Here is a 22859-nt window from a genome sequence, read left to right on the forward strand (position 1 = left end):
ATCCGAATGGTTCTAACTTTTCTCTTTTTCTAATTGAGTTTCTATCGATTTTTTTACATATTTTTGCAAACCCATACCAACACGTAAACAATGCTTCAATTCTTGTCTAAGCTCCCTAGTCAATTGATCAGCGCTTAATTTGCTTCTCGTCGTATAAAGCCCTTCACTGATTTGAAACGGGGTCAAATTTCTAAGCTTCAGTGCAGTTCCAAAGGCTTGACGCCACTCATCCGCATAAACATCTGTAATGAATAATTGATCCTTCAACTGACTTACTCGCTCTAATGTGGATGACGATTGAATGCCGGATTGAATCGCCAACAAACGTATACCGTTTACAATAGGTATATAAGCACCGTATTTAATATCAAATCCACCAGCATCTTCCCCATAACGCTCTCTTATGAGATGACCGAATACACCTAACGATATTTTGTGATGCAGCGTGTTGGAAAGCAGATACTTAAGAATGCCTGGATTGTTCCGGACATACGTCAACAATTCATTTTTCAAATGGATTACAAGGCACTCAGAGCCATAGACGCATCGCATATCGGCCATAATAAGCAAATAACGGACATTTTCCCAACTCGGCTCTTCAAGCCATCCCATCATCATCTCTATATAATGAGATAGCGGCTTTCTCCACTGTCTGTTGCTCGAAACCACGTTCCCTTCGCAAGGCGGGTAGCCAAGCACCTCTAAACCTTGAAGAATGCAATCCACGAGCCTGGCAAAATAATTCTCCAGTTCTTCCTCTGTATGATTCTTATTATCTTCGTAAATCAAACCGTTGTCTTGATCGCTCCAAAGCGTTTGTTCGCTGCGTCCTCCGCTGCCGAATAGCATGAACGCGTACGGAACAGGCGGTTTCCCATGACCTTGATCCTCCAGCATATGTTCAGCTATTTCGATCGTCCTTCGAATGAACGAGTCATGAATTTCATTCACATCTCGACCAAGATCAGGAGAGTAGGCGAAAAGGAGATGCTCACGAAACATCTCATGCACCTGATCCCGGGTGATGCGCAACTCATCGAATTGTTCAGACAGATGAATGCGTTCCAAGATCCGTTCCATGGAGAGATGTTTCATGTTGCATCCCCTTCGCTCTAGTAGAAAGTGTTAGTGAATTACACGGACACGCCGCTTTGATTAGCTTTTTTCATTTGTTCCGGGTAACCATAGGAACCATGTTCAGACAAGTCCAGACCGATAATTTCCTCTTCTTCCGTGACACGAAGACCGATAGTCGCTTTAAGGATACCCAAGATGATAATGGAAAGAATTAGTACGAATACAAATGCTCCGGCTAAGCCCAGTGCTTGAACGCCTAATTGGTGGAACCCGCCGCCATAGAACAATCCAGGGCCGCCTACAGCAACTTTTGCGGAAAGTTCAGGCGTAGCGAATAAACCTGTAGATAAAGTTCCCCAGATACCCGCGATACCGTGAACGGAGAAAGCATAAACCGGATCGTCGATACCAGCTTTTTCAAACCATTGAGCTGTGAAGAATGTAACAATTCCTGCCACTGCGCCAATCACGATGGCTGCCCAAGTGTCTACGAACGCACAAGCCGCTGTGATCGCAACAAGCGCTGCGAGAACGCCATTCAACATACTAGGAATATCTGCTTTACCAAAATACATCCAAGAAATAACCAGTGCTGCAACGCCGCCTGCCGCGGCAGCCATATTTGTCGTCAATGCAATGTAACCGAAGAAACCGTCATTCATAGCGCTTAACGTACTACCTGGGTTGAAACCGAACCAACCAATCCATAGGATGATAACACCGAGTACGGACAAAACTTGGTTGTGACCCGGAATCAGATTTGGCGTTTTATCTTTATTATATTTGCCAATCCGTGGTTTCAGCAAGATTGTAGCTACAAGAGCTGCTGTTGCACCTTGAAGATGAACGACTGTAGAACCTGCAAAGTCTTGCATACCCAATTTGCTTAACCAGCCGCCGCCCCATACCCAGTGAGCAACGATCGGATAGATAACTACTGTGAACAGAATACCGAAGATGAAGTAAACTGGAAGCTTCGCTCTCTCAGCAAATCCGCCCCAAGCAATCGCCAAGGATACGCCTGCGAATGCCAATTGGAACAAGAATTTAATACCGATAGGGACATCAGAGTAAGATAAGGAACTGAATGCTGCTGCTGCCTGATCTTCCAATCCGGAAACAAAGAATCCTGTAGTTCCGAAGAAGGCATTGCCATCACCGAAAGCAAAACCGAAACCAACTGCCCAGAAAGCAATCGCGCATAATCCGAATGTGAGGATGGTTTTACCGGCAACGTGGCCGGCATTTTTCATTCGAGTAGAACCGGCTTCCAAAAGAGCAAAACCAGCTTGCATGAAGATGACCAGTATCGCCGCCAGCATTACCCATACCGCATTAATTGCGCTTTGGAGTTGAGGGGCTGTTGCGTCTTCTGCTGCAAACGCGAGTGTTGGGAATAATAATGACATGATACCGAAAGCTAACAATAACTTCTTAACCACACGACCACTTCCTTTAATGTTAGTTTTTATAACACGTAATGAAATTCTTAATGTCATTATATACAGGACCGTTGGGTTTGACAATAGGATTTTCATTAAAAATAAGAAAAAAACGAAAAATAACCTGACATCTAACAGGCATAATTCGTGTTTTCCCTCATAGATGGAAGAAATAGCAACGTATCGCCTCTTCCATAGCCACTCCAAGTTTGACAGGCATTACGTTTGACTGTACGGTTTGTAATCAGTTATCATTAGTCTTAATAGTAGATTATGTATATTTGCATGAGCAGAGGTGATATTGAAATGGGGAATGGAAAGCTTTATAAAATCGGAGAATTAGCCAAGTTAGCCGATGTTAGTCCTCGAACCATTGATTACTACACCAAGTTGGGTTTGATCGAACCAGAGAAAAGATCGGATACGAATTATCGCCTATATAATGATGAAACCTTGAAACGACTTAAGCGTATTGAAACAATGAAGAACGAGAAATATACCCTAGAAGAAATAAAGGTGAATATACAGGAACTGAATAAAGTTTCTCATGATGACGCAGTGAGAGATAAGCTAACATCCATCCAGCTTCATCTGGAACAGTTAATGAAAGAAGCCAAGGAACTCGGACCGATCATTCAGCAATTGAAGCCGAATCAGATGAAGAAACTTTATAAAATGTTAACGCAGCCCACCGCTGCCTGTATTGAAGCTCTAATTGTACTTCTTGGTAAAAACCCGTTCTCATAATGAAATACTACGGAGGAATGCAGGATGTTTTTTCACCCAATGGATTTTCTCATTATTATTGCTTTCGGACTCTCCCTGTGGGCTTCTTTTCGAGTGAAGGGAACGTTTAACAAATGGTCAGACGTTCCAATCTATTCGGGAATGACCGGTGCTCAAGCGGCTAGACGCATGCTTGATGCCAACGGACTCTATGATGTTCCGGTCGAAGCTGTGCCAGGCCGACTTACCGATCACTACGATCCTTTAGCCAGAGCTGTTCGTTTATCCGAACCTGTATATTATGAAAGCTCCATATCAGCCGTCTCTGTGGCCTGTCATGAAGTCGGTCATGCGATTCAACATAAGGTACATTATCCGATGCTCGTTATGAGACACCAAATGTTCCCAGTCGTGAATATCGCTTCCGGTATTGCACCGATCCTGATCCTAGCCGGTTTCTTCTTTCAACAAATACCTTGGTTGCTCGGACTCGGCATTCTGTTCTTTGCTGCAGCGGTCGCGTTCCAGCTCATCACATTGCCGGTTGAATTCAACGCAAGTTCAAGAGCTCGCGAACTGATGGTCGCCGAAGGCTTCATCTCCAACGAGGAAGAACGCGGCGTAGCGAAAGTACTGAACGCTGCAGCACTTACTTATGTCGCAGCGGCATTAATCTCCGTGCTTGAACTTCTGAAGTATATCATGATCTTCAACAGCCGCAGTGACGACGAATAAACAAGAAAAGCTTTCCTTTCAAGAAGTGCAGTTCGCACTCTGAAGGAAAGCTTTTTTTCATTTCATGAGCTGAAAATATTCATGCAAGAACCGTCGGAACACCTCGGCCACTAACGGTAATTTTTCACCGCTTCGGCTAATAAGACCTACGGTTCGGGTTACTTGCGGATCCGTCACGCGTATTTTGGCCGGCTGCATTTGACCGCCTTCCGTCAAGGCCATCTCCGGCAGCAAACTAACCCCCATACCGGCCGCTACGAGACCTCGGATTGTATCCGTTTCTTCGCCTTCGAATTCAATCTTCGGCACGAAGCCGGCCTTAAGGCACGCTTCCATAACGATCGAACGCAATGTGTACTCCTCACTGAACATAACGAAAGACTCTTGCTTGAGCTGCTCCAAGCGGATGGATGTATACTCAGCTAGAATATGATTAGCAGGCAAAATGGCAAACAATTCTTCGGTGAGCAAGATTTCCCCCGTCACATGTTCATGGGACTCAGGGAACGGCGAGATGAAAGCCAGGTCGATCTCCCCTTTGGTGACATCACGAATCAGGCTCGTGTAAGTACCTTGGCGAAGCCTGAACTTCACATTGGGGTGATCCTTTTTAAATGCCGCAACAACTGCAGGAAGCAAATTAAGGACTAAGCTATGAGGGAAACCGATACGAATCTCCCCCGCTTCCGGGTCGAGAAATTCATGAATCTCCCCTACAGCACGCTCTAAGTCAGTAAGTATCCCTTCCACTCTGCTTAGGAATAAATGTCCGACTGAGGTTAAATGCAGATTTCGGCCTTTCTGCACGAACAAATTCACACCAAGTTCTTCTTCAAGCAAATGAATTTGCCGGCTTACAGCAGATTGAGCGACATGAAGCTCCTCTGAAGCTTGTGTGACATGCTGCTTTCTGGCAACTTTGACGAAATATTGCAGTTGTCTTAACTCCACTACGTATATCCCCCAACTATCTATGTCATTCGGTAACGCTTACTTGTCACGGTCTTATTATAGCCTTGCGGGATCGATTGGACAACCTAACTTGAAAAAGCTTATAATAAAAAAGTTGATATTTTTGGTATGGAAAATAAAGGAGGAAACGTAATCATGGCACAAGAACGTACAGGCGTTGCTACCCTTAAAGGCAATCCAATCACACTGGTAGGACCCGAAATCAAAGTTGGCGACAAAGCACCTAACTTCACAGTCAACAAAGATTTGATGACTCAAGTTTCCCTCGCAGATTATGCAGGCAAAGTAAAGCTGATCAGCGTTGTTCCATCCTTGGATACTGGCGTTTGCGACGCTCAAACTCGCCGTTTCAACGAAGAGGCAGCAGGTCTTGGCGACAACGTAGCGGTTCTGACCATCTCTGTTGACTTACCGTTTGCGCAATCCCGCTGGTGCGGTGCAGCTGGAATCGACAAAGTCGTTACTTTGTCCGACTACAAAACAAAATCTTTCGGCGAAGCTTATGGCGTGCTGATCAAAGAACTTCAGCTTGATATGCGTTCCATCTTTGTCATCGATGCAAATGATACTGTACAATACGTAGAGTACCTCGGCGAAATGACGTCTCATCCGAATTATGAAGCAGCTGTAGAAGCTGTGAAAAAACTTATCTAATTTAAACTTATGAAACAAATAAAACAGCAAGGAGGCCTAGCTTCCCTGCTGTTTTTGTTAACCGTCAATTTTATATGGAGCAAGCTTACGATCCAATTGTTTATAAATATCCAAGATCGTACGATAATTTGAACCGAGATCCCCTAAGGATCCACGTGAAGCGGAGTAAATGTCAACGGCGGTCTTAACCGGATTAATCCCAAACAAAGTTAAGGTAACATCTTGTGTTCGCCCAAGCATGGTACGACGTTCAGCGAGAATTTCACCAACATTCTGGACTTCATGAAGCAGCTTGTACCCAGGCGTTTTCTTAAGAACAGCTGTAACTTCTTCCCAAACCTGATCCTTAGGAAGCTTGTAATACCTAGTTTTGAGCAGTGGATCTCTCGCTTTCTCTCCGGTTGTTTCGTGACTACGAAGCAATCCTATCAAAGTTCTCTTTAGCAAAAGCCTGTTCCCCCTTCAATGAAGTGTATAGACCGCTTGCCATTTCTACACTATTTTCTATCTTACCATTGTTTAACCTTAAGAAAAAGAGGGAAAATGAATAGGCTATGAAAATGACATGAATCTATCCATTAAATACCAAAAAGGCAGTGGATGAACTTCATCCCTGCTTTCTTTAATGGCTAATTATCCGAAAATGGTACCATAAAGCAAATAAGCATTTAACCCTGCAATGATAATGGCCACGATCCAACTCAACACAGACATCCAGCGCGGCGCGACAAGAGCTCCCATCTTCTTTCGATCCGAAGTAAATTTAACGAGTGGAATGACTGCGAATGATAACTGTAGGGACAAAATAACTTGGCTGAGTACGAGTAAATCGGTCGCGCCACTTTCCCCATAAATGCCAATGACGATAACTGCCGGCACAATGGCAATCAAGCGTGTAATTAATCGTCGCAGCCACGGTGTCAAGCGAATGTTAAGGAAGCCTTCCATGACAATTTGACCGGCTAGAGTTCCGGTAAGCGTAGAATTTTGCCCAGATGCGAGAAGCGCTACGCCAAACAAAATACTCGCAGCCCCAGTACCCAACATCGGTCCTAATAATTTGTATGCATCCTGGATTTCAGCAACTTCTTGCCCTGCTGAATGGAACGCTGCGGCAGATAGGATGAGAATCGCTGCATTCACGAATAGAGCAAGCATTAAAGCGACTGTAGAGTCTATCGTTGCGAATTTAATAGCAGAACGCTTACCCTCAAGCGTTTGCTCGAATTTGCGAGTCTGAACAATTGAAGAATGCAAATATAAATTATGCGGCATTACTGTTGCCCCAAGAATACCTAGAGCAATGTATAACATAGCTGGGTTCGTTACAATTTGCGCCGTAGGAATAAAGCCTGCTGCAACGGCCTGAAAATCAGGTCGAGAAAAAATAAGTTCAAAAACAAAACAAACCGTAATGAGCGCAATTAAACTGATGACCATTGCTTCGATGTAACGAAAGCCCTTCTTTTGAAGCAGCAATACAAGCAATACATCGAGAGCAGTAAAAATAACACCGTATATGAGAGGAATTCCGAACAAAAGATTTAAGGCAATCGCAGCTCCGATGACTTCTGCCAGATCACAGGCCGCAATGGCCAATTCACACAGAATCCAAAGTCCAAAAGAGACAGGTTTGCTGTAATGGTCGCGGCACGCCTGCGCTAAATCTCTGCCGGTTGCGATTCCCAACCGACCTGACAATGCTTGCAGGAGAATCGCCATTAGATTCGAAATTAATATAACCGACAATAATGTATATCCGAATTGAGAACCGCCGGCTAAATCCGTCGCCCAATTCCCTGGATCCATATATCCGACCGCAACTAAATAGCCCGGTCCTACAAAAGCAAGCAGTTTGCGAAAGAAACTAGCATTCTTAGGCACAAGTAAACTTTGATGAACTTCGGGCAAGCTGGGCATCGGCGAATCCCTTCTCCAGCCTCCTTGTTCATTTTCAGGCTTTTTGTACGCCACTTCCATAGGCACACCTTCTTTCTCACAACCAATAATGTTGCCACAAGGAAACTTTCAAAGCTATTATACTACACATTTTCACCTTATGCCACAGGTAAACAATTATGCAATCAAGAAAATAATTTGCCTTCAAGCAAAAAAATAAGAATTTAAAGGAGTATCATAACCATGATTATCCGATCAGCGATAAATGACCAAGATATGCGTGATGCTTATAAAATCGAAAAAACTGTATATATTCCAGAAGCTGCTGCTACACTTGAAGCTTTCTTTATGAGAAAGGAATTATTCGGCACTTATTTCCTGTTGGCAGAGATTGAAGAACAGATTGTTGGCGTTACGAATGGAGTTAGGCTTCATAACGTTCATCTTGCTGATGACAGTATCAAGCAAGTTGCTGAATTTGCTTCAGACGGAACCTATTTCTGTATATTAACCATCGCCGTTCATCCTGATTATCAGCGACAAGGGATTGCTTCCAAGCTGTTGAAACATGTCATTCAACAAGCCAAGAGAGATCAATTAAAAGGAATCGTCTTGATGTGTGAGGAGCATTTAATCGAGTTCTACGTAAAACACGGCTTTCACTACGTATCCCCTTCATCTTCCACACACGGAGGAATTCAATGGCATGAAATGAGCTTAAATCTTAAATAAATAAAGGGCAAAAGAAGGAATTCTGTTCTACACTGCGAATATATTTAACTTAGATCTTTGTATATTCATTAAACAAACAAAGATTCTTAAATTATAAGCTGCTCTATCCTCCAATTTAACTAAAAAAGGGTGAATCAACTTGTCGTATTTCATGGGTCTAGATTTAGGAACTTCTGCAGTCAAATGCATTCTCGTAGATGACTCTGGCCGCGTCATCGGCAGCCACAGCGTCGAGTACCCGCTGCAGCAGCCCCATCCGGGATGGGCCGAACAGCATCCTGAAGATTGGTGGAACGGTACGGTGCAGGGCATACGTGCGCTGCTAGAAAAAACCGGCGTCCGCGGCGAGGAAGTTGCCGGCATTGGCTTCTCCGGCCAGATGCACGGGTCGGTGTTCCTGGACGAAGCGCAGCAGGTCATCCGGCCTGCGCTGCTCTGGTGCGATCAGCGCACGGCGGAGCAGTGCGCTTACATCGAGGCTGCCGTCGGCAAAGCCGAACTCGGCCGACTGACGGGCAACCGGGCGCTGACCGGCTTCACCGCGCCCAAGGTCATTTGGCTCCGGCAGCATGAGCCGGAGCACTATGCGCGCGTTCGGCACCTGCTGCTGCCGAAGGACTACGTCAGGCTGCGCCTGACGGGCGCGTTCGGCATGGACATGGCCGACGCAAGCGGCACGCTGCTGCTGGATGTAGCGGGCCGCAGCTGGTCGCGGACCGTCGCCGAGCGGCTCGACATTCCGATGGAATGGCTGCCGCCGCTCTTTGAGTCCGGCGACGTGGCCGGCCGGCTGCTGCCGGAGGCAGCCAGCCTCACCGGGCTGGCCGCCGGCACGCCGGTCGTCGCCGGGGGCGGCGACCAGGCGTGCGGCGCCGTCGGCGTCGGCGTAGTGCGCCAAGGCATCGCCTCCGTGGCGCTTGGTACGTCCGGTGTCGTCTTCGTCCACGACGATACCTACCAAGTGGATGAAGCGTACCGGCTTCATTCCTTCTGTCACGGGGTGCCGGGCAAATGGCACCGCATGGGTGTGATGCTTGCTGCCGGCGGCTCGTTCCAGTGGTGGCGCAACCATTTTGCGCACGAGGAGCTGGAACGTGCGAAGCAGGAAGGCAAGGACGTCTACGAGATCTTGACGTCCGAAGCGGCTACCGCTCCCCTTGGCAGCGAAGGCCTGCTGTTCCTGCCTTATCTGTCCGGGGAGCGTACGCCCCATCCCGACCCGAAGGCGCGCGGCGGCTTCATCGGGTTGAACATGCGTCACGGGAAAGCGCATCTCACCCGTGCCCTGCTGGAAGGCATCACGTTCGGATTGCGCGATTCCCTTCAGATCATGAAAGAGTCCGGAATTGAAGTGACGGAACTTCGTGTTAATGGCGGCGGTGCCAGAAGTCCGTTCTGGCGTCAGATGATTGCCGACATCTTTGGCATCCCTGTCGTCACAGTAAACTCAACCGACGGTCCTGCATACGGAGCTGCAATTATGGCAGCATCCGGCGTATTGAACGAGGATATAACCGCCTTATGTGAGAAATGGATCCAAGTCGTTGACCGGGTGGAGCCTAACGATAGTAATCATCAGCAATACGAAGCTTACTATCAAATCTACCGGAACTTGTATAGCACATTGCAAAGTACTTTTCATCAATTAAGCGACCTTGCCCGACAATGAAATAAAAGAATCAACCCCAGTTCTTCTTTAAAAGAAGAACTGGGGTTGATTCTTTTATTTCTCATCTTATTCGTGTACGATAGGTTCAACTATAGCAGAAAAGTATACGGAGGATGTTACCAATGACTCTCATACAAAGACAAGCTAAACTTATTTTGTTAGTTGTTTATTTAGGTACTATGATTCCCGCTTATTTTTATTTAACAAAATGGATGATTATCGGAATTCCCATTCTCACTACGTTCCTAACGCTTTATTTACTGCGTCACGAGTACATACATTTAACCGTCAAATCCCTGATGGATAAACCGCAAATGGGAGCCTGGATTCAAAAATCAATTCTTTTTTCTATTCTGGTTCAATTCATTTATCATTTTATGACGAACAATACAGCTACCACTTCTCTTCCATTTCAACTCATGCAGCAGTATCCGGTTATGCCGATATATATGCTGGCGAATGCTCCTATTGTGGAAGAAGTCATTTTTCGAAAAATCATTTTTCATGAACTGGATAAAAGAACCCCTTCGTGGTTTGCCGCAGTCGTCAGTTCTATTTTATTCGGAATGCTGCATTACAGCTGGATCGATTTCTTCATGTATTTTAGTATTGGTTTAATCTTTTGCTACATATTTAAGAAATCTCAATCCATAACCCCAACGATGATTGGACATGTTGCTTTAAACTTTATCTTTATCGTAAACGTCTCGTTAAATATTTAGAAAAGTGCAAAGAAAATAGTCGATATCAGTCGAAAAATATTATATATTATATCCAGAGCCCTGAGACAAATTAAACTTACATGAAGAGATGGTGAACAGCTTGGCATACATAATAAATACTTTTTTTTCTTTTATTGAATTTTTAGCAGGTCTCTCTTTAGCAGATGTTCTATTTCGGCTGCCATATGAGAACAAAAAACGCTTGAAACATGTCTTGATCTCTCTATTCCTCGCTTGTGAATCAGTGTATTTCATTACATATTGGCATAATCCTCTCATTAATTTCTCGTTCACTTTATTTCTTTGGATCATTGCCTTAGTTCTTGTTTTTCAAATCTCGATATGGTACAGCATGTTAATTGGAATTATTTCCGCTCTTCTTGGCGTCATCCTAGAAGTCATAGGTTTTTCCATCGCAGGGTTAATAGAACCTGAACCTAGTAAAATTACTCGTAATATAGTACTCATTTGTATTGCTGCCCTTTTATACATTGTCTCTGTTATTCTTAGTAAGAAAAAATTCGGTTTTTTAATTCCAAATATTTATTCAAAACCTCCACTCAATAAATTGTTTTTTATTGTCTCGCTTACTATGATTCTTTCTTTATTAGCGCTTACTATAGGTGCCGGATATTTTTCCCAGACAATAAGTTTCACTCACATTATCATTGTCATTGTTCAATTAATTTGTACTTTTCTAGCAGTTTCCTATTCGTATCAATATAATAAGAAGCTATTGAAAGACAAATATAATCGAAAAGGTGATGTGATGTGAAGCTAATCGACCGATGGATCTTCCAAATAGCAGATTTTTCAATTAATAATAATCCAAACTCACCTTCGAGAGATTCAATCGTATTTGTTTTTCGACTTTTAGCGATAATCATGCTTACAACTTTAATTACTCTTCTGGCTTGTGGTGTTACAGGTCATTTATATGAAGGATTTCTTATTGTCGCAGCAACAATATTAATTAAAGTATTTATTGGAAGTCTTCATTTTCGTTCTATTGTACTCTGTACGATTGTTTCTTCACTTAGCATGATTATATTGGCGTTCCTACCAAAATCACACAGCTCTCTTGTGCTTTATATTTTATCGGGAATTGCCATTGTTTTGATTTATTTGTATGCTCCTAAAAACATTGTTGTTTTCATGAGATTACGTCAAGATCAAATCCCTCATTTAAAATGGGTTGCAATCTTTTTAGTAGTTCTTAATATGTGGATTCAAATACCGTTATTCATTGATGCCTTTTTATATCACGTCATTTCGATCACACCTGTGTTCGAATATTTATTTAGACTAATAGAAAGGAGGACTTCACCATGAAAAAAATTGCTCTTCGCTCTATCACAGCCATCGTCAGTATAGTTGCTATGGTAGTACCTTTTACAGCATCTTTAACTTGGTATGCTTATTCCCCAGAAATTCCACAAGAATTAAAAGACAAATGGAGCGTATAAAACCATTTGTCGAAGAGAAAAAGGGCCATCTTCATATTAAGATGGTCCTTTTTCTTTTCAAAACGTCTTCTGATTCGCATTCGCCCAATCGGAAGTAAACTTCTCGATCCCCGCATCTGTCAGAGGATGCTTCATCATAGACTCTATGACCTTGAATGGCACTGTTGCTATATCGGCTCCAAGCAGCGCCGCCTCGATGACATGCGCCGAATGGCGTACGCTAGCGGAAATGATTTGCGACTTAATTTCATGGACTTGAAAAATCTGGCTGATTTCCTGAATGAGATTCATACCAACCTGATTAATATCATCAAGCCTTCCAATGAAGGGCGACACATACGTTGCCCCTGCCCGCGCGGCCAGAAGCGCTTGCGTGGACGAGAAAATAAGCGTTACATTCGTCTTAATGCCCATACTTGTAAAGATCTTCGTCGCTTTCAAGCCATCTGCAGTCATCGGAACCTTAATGACGATTCCCTCTCCCAATGCCGCCAGCTTTTTTCCTTGCTCTACCATTTCTTGAGCTTCCAACGATACGACTTCGGCGCTTATAGGAATATTACCGACAACGGTAATAATTTCTTTTAGCGTTTCGAAAAAATCTCTTCCCTCTTTGGCAACCAGCGATGGGTTCGTCGTTATTCCCGAAATGACACCAAGTTCATAAGCTTGTTTGATTTCATTCACGTTAGCTGTGTCGATAAATAGCCTCATCTAGTTCTCCCACCACCGTGTTCATAATTGTTATGTAAACACAAAAAAACCCGCCTATGCCGTCCGGTTTTGGTGTTTCAAACCCGCTCTCGCAGGTGGGTGTCCGCAGAAACGTTTTTGAAGTCCCTTTTCGAGGGCATGTCAGCCACGCTTCAATATAGGTCTCCCTAGAAACAGTCATTGGTTCAAAACAACTTAAAACCGAGACGAACATCGCAGGATTCTTTTGTATTATTTATTATAGAGCCACTACCGCACATTTTCAACTGGTAGAGGTTGTATCGGTTTACTATCTATTCTTCTCATTTTCATCCGATTTATGCTTGTCCGATTCTTTTTCTGCTGTGGTGTCCTCTGCTTCGTTCTCAGCCTCCTCAGCTTGCGCTTCGGCCAGCTTCTGCTGTTCTTTCTCCTCGAGCTCCTGCTGCTTCATTTGCAGCTTCGTAAAGCTCCGGTTAAACTGCCAGAAGGAGAACGTGGCCATGATGCTTCCCATAAAGAATACGACCAGGAAGAAATTCAGTTTCGTCAAGCAAACATAAACGATAACACCATTACAGAGCAGCATAACGATCGAATTGATGGGATTACCGATCGTAATAAGAATTGAGTTTTTAACAATTTGCAAGATCTTCATATGAAGGTGAACCATAATCGAGAAGAAATTAAATAATGAAATGGTTATAATGACCGTAAAAGCAATAAAAAGCACGGCCAAAACTTTAAGTGTACTGCCTTGTTTGATATAGAAGAAATAGTTCACGATAATGATGGTGTAAATAAGTACGTACAGTAATCCGCCAACCATACTTTGCACGTAATTTTCTTTATATCCCCGGAAAAATGTCTTAAGCAGAGGTACGTCCTCTTCGCCGGTTACCCATTTTCTTGCCACGGTGAACATGGCTGCAGTAGCAGGAAATAAAGTAAACGGTGTCAAAATAGCTAGAATCGGTAATGTTGACATTAATGCATCAGGAGATTGACTCACCAAACCCATGAAACCAAAAAAGAAAACCGGTATGGAGCACAATATCCAGAGAAGATTGATCACCGATAATCGCATGATCCATTCTGATATTCTATAAAGCCCTCCCATAACTCCTCTAAACTCCAAAACTGTGTCCTCCTTCGAGTTTTGCCTATGCAATTTATAGCTTAATTATAGCCTATTTTTGCTCATATAGGTAGACGTCTAGTCCGTGTAGGTCATTTTACATAGTATAGTATTGTCAAAAAGAATCATCCCCAATTCAATCTCAGGAGGTTGATACTATGTCTCATGCAGTCGGAACATCCGCAGGTGCTATCCTTGTCCTTTTCATCCTGCTCGTTATTATCACTAGCTCCTTCGTTATCTAAGACAAACATAACATAACCACGACATGGAAAAAGGCGAAGATCCTGATTGGATCTCCGCCTTCATTTTTTGAGTCTTATTTGTTAACAAGCGTTTCCTCAGACTTGCGAGGCGTTCTGGAACGATCACGGTTACCGCTGTTACCGTATTCCCGGGTACGGTTAGAGGAGCTGCGGCCTTCGCCGCCATCTCTGGAACCATACTCTCTGCCGCCGTCTTTACGCGGATAACGGGAACCGGTATTGCCGCCGTAACCGCCTTGACGATCGTTTCTGCGGTCGCCTGAACCATAGCCGCCGCCAACACGTCTGCCGGAACTGCGAACGTCGAATTTTTTCTTTCTTGCGCGGATTGGCTCTTCAGGTGTAAGTTCGATTTCCACCGCTTTCTTCTCGCCAGTCAGCAGCTTCATCGCAGCTGCAAGAAGATTAACGGAATCATATTGCTCCAACATTTGAATGGCCAAACCTTTGAATTCAGCATGTGTTTCATTTTGCATGACGTCCAGAATACGTTCAGCCGTCATTTTTTGTTTACCCTCAATCGCTTCAGCCAAGCTTGGCAGCGGCTTTTTGTTAATGCGATGACGAGTGACTTTCTCAATAAAGTGCAGGTGATCAATCTCTCTTGGCGTTACGAATGTCCAAGCCGTACCTTCTTTACCCGCGCGTCCTGTACGACCAATACGGTGTACATAACTTTCCGGGTCTTGTGGAAGGTCGAAGTTAATAACATGCGTTACGCCCGATACGTCTAAGCCCCTTGCAGCTACGTCCGTAGCGACGAGTACGTCAATGCTGCCGTCACGGAATTTTCTCATGACGTTATCACGTTGGTTTTGGGAAAGGTCACCATGAAGACCTTCAGCCGCATAACCTCTCTTTTGAAGGGCCTCTGCCAATTCATCAACTCTGCGTTTTGTGCGACCGAAGATAATAGCAAGATCTGGAGCTTCCATATCGATCAATCTGCTAAGCGCCTCGAACTTTTGTTTCTCGTGTAATTCAATATAAGCTTGATCGATCAGCGGAGCGCTCACTTGTTTTGGAATCACAGAAACATGCTCCGGGTTGCTCAGGAATTGTTGTGCCAGCTTTTGAATGTTAGCAGGCATAGTAGCAGAGAACAGCATCGTATGACGTTCTTCCGGAACCAGGCTCAAGATGGACTGAATGTCTTCCATGAAGCCCATATCCAGCATTTCGTCCGCTTCATCCAAGATGACTGTTTTGACATCATCCAGTTTAATCGTTTTCCGGTTAATGTGGTCAAGGAGTCGTCCTGGCGTACCGATAATGATTTGGGGTTTTTTCTTCAGGGCGCGGATTTGCTTAACGATATCCTGTCCGCCGTAAATTGGTAAGGAACGAATGCCTTTAAAACGACCCAATTTCTCGATTTCTTCTGCAACTTGAATCGCAAGCTCACGAGTAGGACACATAATCAGCGCTGAAATTCGCTCTTCTGTAATGTTAATTTTGTTTACGAGCGGAATACCGAATGCTGCTGTTTTACCTGTTCCGGTTTGTGCTTGACCGATCAAATCGCGGCCTTCCATCGCCAGTGGAATTGTTTTTTCCTGAATCGGTGTTGACTCTTCAAAGCCCATCTCCGTAATCGCGCGCAAAATCTTTGGTTCTAAACCAAATTCTTGAAATGTTTTCAAATCTATTCAATCTCCTTTTGTACAGGGCAGGCTAATGCCTTGTATCTTTTTTACCCTTAAGTACGACTTCCTATCCGTATCTATAGTTTCTTCGTGGAATACACATACGATTCACATCATCCATGATCCAACTGGCCGCCCTTAAGAATATCTCGAATATTATAGCACAAGTCATACACACATTTCCAGCGGTCCCTTTCCTGATGAGAACGAAACCTGATGCATACCCTAAACGTATAAAGAAGAAGAATGACTAACGGAACAGAGGAGAGTTTTCTATGTCTATTTTTAAACGAGTCAGCAACATCTTACGAAGTCAAAAACAAGAACCGGCTAAAACTCCAGCAGGCAATCCGCTTGAGGATGCCAAAGTTGGAGATATTGTGAATGTAGATCTAGAGGAATACGTCATTTCAGGTAAAGTCATTTATTTTGATCGCGGCTTCGCCCCCCATCGTTATGCTTATTATTTACAAAGCGGCAAAAATATTCAGTGCTTAATTGTAGAAATAGGGCGAACTTATGACTGTTTCATCTGCAGCTTCATGGAGGGTGCGCTTGACGACCCGAATGACGTTCCATCGCGCTTGGAACTTGATGGTGAAGTTACCTTCGAGCTTGAAAATTATCGCAATGATGTGACCCGTACAGAAGGAAATACGGATTTCCGCAGTGGGGACGACGTCACATTCTGGCGTTATTTTGGTCCAGATCATCGCTTTTTCTTCCTTCAATGGCAGGATGGTAAATTTGTAGCCATGGAGGGCGAGAGAACGCCTGGCAATCAAATCAAGTTTTTGAAATCGACGCATTAACCCGCCTGTGATATCATGAATGAAGTTTGGAAAGGAGGGGTACCCGCAATGAAAAAGTGGACTTCATGGCTTTCATTCCTATTGATTATTTCCCTTCTGACCGCGTGCGGCGCAGATGCCGGCAGCTATGTAAAGAACGAATATCCGCTTGTCAGCGTTGACGGCAGCGGAAATAATTTATCAAAGGTCTATGCTGTAGAAGGCAAATCCGTACCTGATGTTGCAGAAGAATTGGCCGCGAAAGAATCACCAGAAGAAAAAAGCAAGGAATCTGAAGATCAGATGTTCCTGCTTTATAAAGATAAGGTCATCAATATCCAAAAAGATCCTAAAGACAGCAACAATACGCTCGTCCAGATTGATAGCATTGAATATGCGAAGAGCCATTACGACTCCTCATTCTTGCAAGGGTATTTGGCAGCCACCCTTCTTCAATCCATCTTTGGCGGCGGTTGGTTCAACAATCGAACCTCATACGATTACAGAGGGTATACCCGGACCCCTGCCTATAACACGGGTACCGGTAAGACAACTGCACCGGCGACTGACATTTCCAAAGATAAAAAGCCGGCAACTTCGGACCGGACGGGTAGTTTCAAAAGCGGCACAGGGAGCCCGAATACGGGCAGCAGCTCCACAACCCGTAGAAATGATGGCTCTACTCCTAACAAGGTGTCAACTCCTTCCGGCAGCAAACCTAGTACGAGTACGCGTTCCGGTTCATTTAAGAGACGTAAATAGATCGTCAAAAAGCTGAAGTCCTTTATGGACCCGGCTTTTTTTGTGTTTATCTCTATTTAATTGAACATCGGTTAAATAGATATTGAACTTTTACACGAATGAATTATACTGGCATTATGCTGCATACTATTTTAGAGGTGATTGTTTTTGAAAAATGCGCTAGACGTTTTCGTAACTCTGGTTGGCGCACTGCTTGTGGCGGTTGGCTTCAACATGTTCTTGATTCCGCATCAATTATTAAGCGGAGGCGTATCCGGAATCGCCATGATTATCGGTTATTTCACGAATTGGAACATCAGCTTTCTTTATTTAGTTTTTAATTTGCCTTTATTGTTCTGGGGTTTGATCAAACTGGGCCGCAGATTCATTATTATCAGCGTCCTATCTGTCATCCTTACCGTTTGGTTGATGCAGATCATTCCAACCGGCTATGTGGCTCAAGCACCTATTTTAGGCGCCGTTTTCGGCGGCGTACTTATTGGGATCGGAAGCGGCATCACTTTAAGAATCGGCGGTTCCAGTGCCGGCTTTGACATTGTCGGATCCATTCTTACAAGAACATATGATTTTCCGCTGGGCACAGTCCTCTCTGCATTGAATGGCGTCGTTATTATTGCTCTCGGATACTTTAAGCAGAACTGGGATCTCGCATTGTATTCTATGCTAGCTATTTATATTAGCGGAAAAGTTGTAGATTCGATACATATTCGCCATGTCAAAGTAACGGCATTTATCGTAACAAAACAAAAGGATGAGTTACTTAAGCGTCTGCTTCTGATACCGCGCGGTGTTACTTTAGTGAAAACTGAAGGCGCCTACACCAACCAGCAGCACGATATGCTCATGACGGTAACGACGAGGTATGAGCTTGTTGAATTAAAACGAATTATTAAAGATATAGATCCAAAAGCGTTCGTAAATATTGTGGAAACTGTTGGCGTGCTGGGTGAATTCCGCAAGCTCAAATGAAGCAAACGTGAAAACAGCCCCTTCATTCCGTGTCAAAATGTGATATAATAGGAATTGTAATTTCATATAGTTCTGGTTCATTCAGAGTGGTTCAGGCGTTAAGTCTTATTCTAATCTTACGATTGGAAGGGTGATGCTTGTGGAGACAGTCAAGTTATCCAGGATTGTGATGAAATTAACACCGGAATTATACCCTTTTCTGACCAGCCATGAGCTGGATTCCGAGATTGTCCTCCAATATGGATTAGAGGCGCTCGATGCAGAAGACGTTATGGAAATTATTCAATTTAGCATTTCTGAACATCATAAGGACGCCTTTTATCATTAAAAGGCGTTTTTTTCTCTTATTTTTTAGAAAGTTAATGGGTTTGTAATAATTAGGGTGTATGGTATATGATAAGATCATGGTATGATGGAATAAGATGAATTTATGGAGGTGCACGTATGGGACCTTTTTCCGCCTGGCACATTATTTTGATTGTTCTCGTAGCACTGCTTCTCTTCGGGCCAAGCAAACTGCCTGAGTTGGGTCGCGGTTTCGGTAAAATGTTTAGAGAGTTCAAAGATGCAACAACTGGCAATGGCCTTGCTTCTTCTTCCGATGAGCAGCCTGTACGCAAAGAAGTTAACCCTGCTGAAGTATCGCAAACAGATAAAGGACAAGTTCAGAAATAAGCAAAAACACCCGGCATTCATGTATCCGGGTGTTTTTTTGTTGAACTCTATATCTGCTTTCTGCGAATATACGCTTGAGTGCCTAGAAACAGGCATGCGGCTATGAATGCCATAATCGTTCCGAATAAATACATACTCGAGCCCCCCCACTCATCGCTGAGCCAGCCCCCTATAGAGCCGCCAATGATGCCTGCAAGCCCCATGAATACCATGGCAAGAATCGATTGACCTGTGGAGCCGAACTGTTCCGGCAGCAATCGTACCACATATTGCACGGAGACGATCCACAATACGGCAAAGGTAAACATCGCTGTCGCCTGCATAGCAATTAGTCCCCAAGGATCACTTATAAACATATACAAGAGCCAACGGATCGCATACAAGAAGGAAGCGATTCCCAGCATTGTTAGTTCGTGAAACCGGTGCATGTATCTGCTGAGCAAAGCAAATACGGGAATTTCGCTGCTTGCTGCAATAGCCCATGCCCAGCTTACCATCGAATCGCTCGCGCCCAAATCGCTTAAATAGAGCCCTAGAAGAGCATCGTTCATCCGATGCGGAATCGAGATGAGCAAAACCATAAACAGAAACCACAGGAAGCTTTTATTGCTGAAAATACTGCTGATGGTCCCAAGTGTAATGCGCTGGCCGCTGCCCGCTTCATCCTTAATAAAAGCTAACAGAATAAATGGAAAAATCCATAACGCCCAATAAAAGTATGGGATTCGCGATACGCCTCCCAGCTCTTCAAGCAAAAGACCGGAGATCAACGCAACACCTGAAAATCCGATGGAGCCCCATAATCGGACCGAACCATACGAGATCCCCCGCTGCACTGTTGATTTTAAAACTAAATTGTCGATAAGCGGTATAGAAGGCAACAGGAAGAAATAGAGAAGCAAAATGAATCCCAGCGTCCAAGCGAATCCATTCGTTAAAAACAGTCCGAAACTGCCTAATAATGAAAGCACCCAAAGCAAAAAAACGATCTTCTTAACCGTCTGAAAACGATCGCTCACGTATCCCCAGAACGGCTGTGCAAAAATCGACACAAAGGGACCGATCATCATCAAGAGTCCGATATCTACTGACGAATACCCCTTCTGCTGCAAGTATAGCGGCAGGTACGGCAGCAAAATAGCGCTGGATGCATAGTAAAAAAAGTTAACGCCGGATAAAGACACGATTTGTTTGTCGAGTTTCACAGACTTTCTCTACCTTTCTTCTACATTCCTCTACAAATTTCCTCTGTGCGGAGTTCACCGCTTGCTTTATAATAAAAGCTAGAATCATAGATGGGAGAGGACTTATTCACCATGGAAATTTTACTAGCTTCTTTAGCGATGATCTGGGGCAACGTCACTGCTGCTAACCCGGATGCAGATTTTGAACAATTGGTTCAAGCATCACTGAATGCCAAGAACGCGGTTGTTCAAACAGTCCCACCCCAAGGAACGGATCCAGTTGATCCTCTGGCTCCCGTTAACAAACAAGATCCGCAGAAGGATGCGCCGAAAATCAAAGGTGTCTACGCCACGGCTCACAGTGCCGGAGGCAGCCGCTTGAACACGCTTGTAAAGCTGCTTGACGACACGGAGCTCAATTCACTCGTCATTGACGTGAAAGATGACTGGGGCTATATCACCTGGGAATCGGGAAACCCTGAGCTCGACGCCATGGGTACGACACAGAAAATCATTCGCGATATGCCAGGATTAATGAACACCTTGAATGAGCATCAAATCTACCCGATTGCACGGATTGTCGTGTTTAAAGATACGGTGCTGGCCAAAAAGAAACCGGAACTCTCCTTCATGAACCCGGACGGCACGGTATGGGGAAACAGCAAAAACCCGCCGGATAGCTTCGTGAATCCTTATAGCAAAGAAGTGTGGGATTACAATATCACTGTTGCCAAAGAAGCAGTGAAAGCCGGTTTTAAAGAAATTCAATTCGACTACGTACGATTCCCGGAAGGCTTCGAAAAAAGAGCCGACGTCCTGAAATATTCAAAGGACGAGCGAACTCGCATTGAAGCCGTTGCCGCCTTCGTGAAATATGCCAAAGAGCAATTGCAGCCGCTTGGCATTCGAGTATCCGTTGACATCTTCGGATATGCCGCATCGGTTCCAGCCGCCGAAGGAATCGGTCAAGATTTCGAGAAAATATCGCAGAATGTCGACGTCATCTGCCCGATGATTTATCCGAGCCATTACAGCACAGGCTGGTTTGGAGCCAAAGTACCTGATGCAGCCCCTTATAATACAATCAACGGCGCTTCCGTCGATACGACCAAGAAATTAGCCGAGATCGATAAAAAAGGATTGAAGCCTATTATCAGGCCATGGATTCAAGACTTTACGGCTTCTTGGGTGCCTGGCTACATTAAGTACGGCAAACATGAGGTTGAAGAGCAAATACGTGCGCTGAAGGATAACGGCGTTGACGAGTACCTCTTATGGAACGCCAACAATAATTATACGCCAGGCGTGAGTTACTAAGCGATAAGACACCCTGAGGGCCTAAGAGCACTCAGGGTGTTTTGGTTTCTATCACATAGCCGGAACCGGCATGGACACGTTTTTTTTCTACGATGACGAGTTGGTTAACTTTCGGCTTTGCGATGAAGTGACGCTCCAGATGCTCGTCCGCATATTGGAATGCTTTCTCATCCGTTTCAGATAATACGATGAAGTAAGCCGTTTGATCCTCCAGCTCAATTTCCAGTCGGTACATAAACATTGTTACGCAGGCTCCTTATTTACATGAGAGGTCGATTTGTTTATCATGTTACCAGATGAACGCATCGTGTACAATGATAAAACCAGTATGTGGTCTAATAAATGGATAGGAGTTGAAACTTATTATGAATATTGTCGCCATTACAGGGATGGATCTTACGTATTTGCGTGACCATATACCGCTCGATCTGCAAGACCGAATACGATTCCATTGGTTCAAAAGTTCAGAAGATGCTCGCGATTATCTCACTGAGGCGGATGTTATTCTTACTGCGGGACGGATGAACCCGGATATAATGAAACAGGCTGCGAACCTGAAATGGGTGCAAACCTTATCCGCAGGTATCGATAAGCTGCCGCTACAGCAGTTCGCCGAGCGAAATATCGTACTTACCAACGCGCGGGGCGTACATACGATTCAGATGAGCGAATTTACGATCAGTTTGATGCTGCAATGGGTGCGTAAGTCCAATCAGCTTCACGACAAACAACAGGAACAAGTGTGGGATCACCTGGTTACTTTCGGCGAGCTGCACGGGAAGACGATCGGCATCGTCGGGGCTGGGGCAATAGGCGAAGCTGTAGCGCATAAAGCCAAGGCTTTCGATATGCATGTGATCGGCTTAAATCGATCAGGTTCGCCAAAACCTGCCTTCGACGTTATCGTTAGCGGTGAAGAAGGACTGCAGCTGCTGCTGTCGCAAAGCGATTTTGTCGTTCTTCTCCTACCCAGCACTTCAAAGACTCAACGCTTCGTGACGAAAGAGCATCTAGCGTTAATGAAATCCGGCGCCTTCCTCATTAATCTGGCACGCGGCGACGTCATCGACGAGAAAGCACTCATTGAGGCACTGCAAAATGGAAAGCTGGCTGGAGCCGCATTGGATGTGTTCGAGCAAGAACCACTGCCAACCTCATCTCCGCTATGGCGTATGAACAATGTTATTGTGACGCCCCATATAGCCGGCTCCTCCGTTCATTATACGGAACGTGCATCGGCCATCGTTTACCATAACATCCGTGCCATGTTGGAAGGTGGCGATATGATGAATGTTGTTAATATAAGTGAAGGTTATTAAAAAAT

Annotated in this window: 27 protein-coding genes and 1 other RNA gene; 17 read left to right on the top strand and 11 right to left on the bottom strand. The window is 44.5% G+C overall.

The features are described from left to right. Positions 1-12: 12 nt before the first annotated feature. Together ICC18_RS13300 and ICC18_RS13305 are read right to left on the bottom strand one after the other, a co-directional pair. Positions 13-1095: a DUF294 nucleotidyltransferase-like domain-containing protein gene (locus ICC18_RS13300; RefSeq protein WP_188174914.1), complete on the bottom strand. Its 1083-nt coding sequence runs from the start codon at positions 1093-1095 to the stop codon at positions 13-15. 38 nt (positions 1096-1133) lie between these two features. Beyond that, on the bottom strand, positions 1134-2519 hold the full coding sequence (locus tag ICC18_RS13305; RefSeq protein WP_376745634.1) for an ammonium transporter: 1386 nt from the start codon (positions 2517-2519) through the stop codon (positions 1134-1136). 306 nt (positions 2520-2825) lie between these two features. On the opposite strand from ICC18_RS13305, the gene ICC18_RS13310 reads away from it, so the two are divergent. Both ICC18_RS13310 and ICC18_RS13315 read left to right on the top strand, forming a co-directional pair. Next, positions 2826-3266: a MerR family transcriptional regulator gene (locus tag ICC18_RS13310; RefSeq protein ID WP_188174915.1), complete on the top strand. Its 441-nt coding sequence runs from the start codon at positions 2826-2828 to the stop codon at positions 3264-3266. A 24-nt stretch (positions 3267-3290) separates the two neighbouring features. Further along, entirely contained in the window at positions 3291-3980 is a 690-nt protein-coding gene (locus ICC18_RS13315; RefSeq protein WP_188174916.1) for a zinc metallopeptidase, read from the top strand. 57 nt (positions 3981-4037) lie between these two features. On the opposite strand, the gene gltC is transcribed toward ICC18_RS13315, so the two are convergent. After that, entirely contained in the window at positions 4038-4931 is an 894-nt protein-coding gene (gltC, locus tag ICC18_RS13320) for a glutamate biosynthesis transcriptional regulator GltC (RefSeq protein ID WP_188174917.1), read from the bottom strand. 156 nt (positions 4932-5087) lie between these two features. Here gltC and tpx point away from each other — a divergent pair, with 156 nt between their 5' ends. Then, entirely contained in the window at positions 5088-5606 is a 519-nt protein-coding gene (gene tpx, locus ICC18_RS13325; protein WP_188174918.1) for a thiol peroxidase, read from the top strand. 57 nt (positions 5607-5663) lie between these two features. On the opposite strand, the gene ICC18_RS13330 is transcribed toward tpx, so the two are convergent. Together ICC18_RS13330 and ICC18_RS13335 are read right to left on the bottom strand one after the other, a co-directional pair. Beyond that, positions 5664-6053 carry a DUF1499 domain-containing protein gene (locus ICC18_RS13330; RefSeq protein ID WP_188174919.1) on the bottom strand — a complete coding sequence of 130 codons (390 nt, stop codon included), beginning with the start codon at positions 6051-6053 and terminating at the stop codon, positions 5664-5666. 186 nt (positions 6054-6239) lie between these two features. Beyond that, a complete protein-coding gene (locus ICC18_RS13335; RefSeq protein ID WP_188174920.1) occupies positions 6240-7586 on the bottom strand; it encodes an Nramp family divalent metal transporter in 1347 nt (448 codons plus the stop codon). Between the two features lie 162 nt (positions 7587-7748). Between ICC18_RS13335 and ICC18_RS13340 the strand changes: the two genes are divergently transcribed. The 6 genes from ICC18_RS13340 (at position 7749) to ICC18_RS13365 (ending at position 12094) form a co-directional block, all read left to right on the top strand. Further along, positions 7749-8237 (top strand): GNAT family N-acetyltransferase, encoded by a 489-nt coding sequence (locus ICC18_RS13340; RefSeq protein ID WP_188174921.1) that lies wholly within the window; start codon positions 7749-7751, stop codon positions 8235-8237. Between the two features lie 151 nt (positions 8238-8388). Further along, a complete protein-coding gene (gene xylB / locus ICC18_RS13345; RefSeq protein ID WP_188175315.1) occupies positions 8389-9906 on the top strand; it encodes a xylulokinase in 1518 nt (505 codons plus the stop codon). A 122-nt stretch (positions 9907-10028) separates the two neighbouring features. After that, on the top strand, positions 10029-10628 hold the full coding sequence (locus tag ICC18_RS13350) for a CPBP family intramembrane glutamic endopeptidase (RefSeq protein ID WP_188174922.1): 600 nt from the start codon (positions 10029-10031) through the stop codon (positions 10626-10628). A gap of 352 nt (positions 10629-10980) precedes the next feature. Next, positions 10981-11403 carry a hypothetical protein gene (locus ICC18_RS13355; protein ID WP_188174923.1) on the top strand — a complete coding sequence of 141 codons (423 nt, stop codon included), beginning with the start codon at positions 10981-10983 and terminating at the stop codon, positions 11401-11403. Continuing rightward, positions 11400-11960, top strand: a complete 561-nt coding sequence (locus tag ICC18_RS13360) for an accessory gene regulator B family protein (RefSeq protein ID WP_188174924.1) — start codon at positions 11400-11402, stop codon at positions 11958-11960. Before ICC18_RS13355 ends, ICC18_RS13360 begins: the two co-directional genes overlap by 4 nt. Continuing rightward, positions 11957-12094, top strand: a complete 138-nt coding sequence (locus ICC18_RS13365; protein ID WP_188174925.1) for a hypothetical protein — start codon at positions 11957-11959, stop codon at positions 12092-12094. The genes ICC18_RS13360 and ICC18_RS13365 overlap by 4 nt, the downstream gene beginning before the upstream one ends. A 57-nt stretch (positions 12095-12151) precedes the next feature. On the opposite strand, the gene fsa is transcribed toward ICC18_RS13365, so the two are convergent. The 3 genes from fsa to ICC18_RS13380 form a co-directional block, all read right to left on the bottom strand. After that, the gene (gene fsa, locus ICC18_RS13370) at positions 12152-12808 is read right to left on the bottom strand and encodes a fructose-6-phosphate aldolase (protein WP_188174926.1); all 657 of its coding nucleotides are present in this window, start codon (positions 12806-12808) and stop codon (positions 12152-12154) included. Between the two features lie 43 nt (positions 12809-12851). Next, positions 12852-13033: non-coding RNA, 6S RNA (gene ssrS, locus ICC18_RS13375), on the bottom strand. 64 nt (positions 13034-13097) lie between these two features. Continuing rightward, the gene (locus ICC18_RS13380; RefSeq protein ID WP_188174927.1) at positions 13098-13925 is read right to left on the bottom strand and encodes a YesL family protein; all 828 of its coding nucleotides are present in this window, start codon (positions 13923-13925) and stop codon (positions 13098-13100) included. Positions 13926-14083: 158 nt separating this feature from the next. Between ICC18_RS13380 and ICC18_RS33715 the strand changes: the two genes are divergently transcribed. Next, entirely contained in the window at positions 14084-14170 is an 87-nt protein-coding gene (locus ICC18_RS33715) for a YjcZ family sporulation protein (protein WP_223192586.1), read from the top strand. A 74-nt stretch (positions 14171-14244) separates the two neighbouring features. Here the strand turns inward: ICC18_RS33715 and cshA are convergent, their stop codons facing one another. Continuing rightward, complete coding sequence (gene cshA, locus ICC18_RS13385) at positions 14245-15834, bottom strand: degradosome RNA helicase CshA (RefSeq protein WP_188174928.1); 1590 nt, start codon at positions 15832-15834, stop codon at positions 14245-14247. Between the two features lie 278 nt (positions 15835-16112). Between cshA and ICC18_RS13390 the strand changes: the two genes are divergently transcribed. From ICC18_RS13390 to tatA, 5 genes are all read left to right on the top strand, one after another. Further along, positions 16113-16649, top strand: a complete 537-nt coding sequence (locus ICC18_RS13390; protein ID WP_188174929.1) for a DUF4178 domain-containing protein — start codon at positions 16113-16115, stop codon at positions 16647-16649. 48 nt (positions 16650-16697) lie between these two features. Further along, a complete protein-coding gene (locus ICC18_RS13395; protein ID WP_188174930.1) occupies positions 16698-17390 on the top strand; it encodes a DUF4247 domain-containing protein in 693 nt (230 codons plus the stop codon). 147 nt (positions 17391-17537) lie between these two features. After that, positions 17538-18359, top strand: a complete 822-nt coding sequence (locus ICC18_RS13400; protein ID WP_188174931.1) for a YitT family protein — start codon at positions 17538-17540, stop codon at positions 18357-18359. Positions 18360-18492: 133 nt separating this feature from the next. Next, positions 18493-18687, top strand: coding sequence for a hypothetical protein (locus ICC18_RS13405; protein WP_188174932.1), 195 nt, complete (start codon positions 18493-18495; stop codon positions 18685-18687). 116 nt (positions 18688-18803) lie between these two features. Further along, on the top strand, positions 18804-19034 hold the full coding sequence (gene tatA, locus ICC18_RS13410; RefSeq protein ID WP_188174933.1) for a twin-arginine translocase TatA/TatE family subunit: 231 nt from the start codon (positions 18804-18806) through the stop codon (positions 19032-19034). A 47-nt stretch (positions 19035-19081) separates the two neighbouring features. Here tatA and ICC18_RS13415 read toward each other — a convergent pair whose 3' ends face one another. Continuing rightward, a complete protein-coding gene (locus tag ICC18_RS13415) occupies positions 19082-20239 on the bottom strand; it encodes an MFS transporter (RefSeq protein WP_188174934.1) in 1158 nt (385 codons plus the stop codon). Between the two features lie 111 nt (positions 20240-20350). Here ICC18_RS13415 and ICC18_RS13420 point away from each other — a divergent pair, with 111 nt between their 5' ends. Further along, complete coding sequence (locus ICC18_RS13420) at positions 20351-21535, top strand: putative glycoside hydrolase (protein WP_188174935.1); 1185 nt, start codon at positions 20351-20353, stop codon at positions 21533-21535. A gap of 31 nt (positions 21536-21566) precedes the next feature. Here the strand turns inward: ICC18_RS13420 and ICC18_RS13425 are convergent, their stop codons facing one another. Beyond that, positions 21567-21776 carry a DUF3906 family protein gene (locus ICC18_RS13425; protein ID WP_188174936.1) on the bottom strand — a complete coding sequence of 70 codons (210 nt, stop codon included), beginning with the start codon at positions 21774-21776 and terminating at the stop codon, positions 21567-21569. A gap of 124 nt (positions 21777-21900) precedes the next feature. Between ICC18_RS13425 and ICC18_RS13430 the strand changes: the two genes are divergently transcribed. Continuing rightward, on the top strand, positions 21901-22854 hold the full coding sequence (locus tag ICC18_RS13430; protein WP_188174937.1) for a D-2-hydroxyacid dehydrogenase: 954 nt from the start codon (positions 21901-21903) through the stop codon (positions 22852-22854). Positions 22855-22859 lie beyond the last annotated feature (5 nt).

The organism is Paenibacillus sedimenti (genome assembly GCF_014534655.1).
Classification (GTDB): Bacteria; Bacillota; Bacilli; order Paenibacillales; family NBRC-103111; genus Paenibacillus_E; species Paenibacillus_E sedimenti.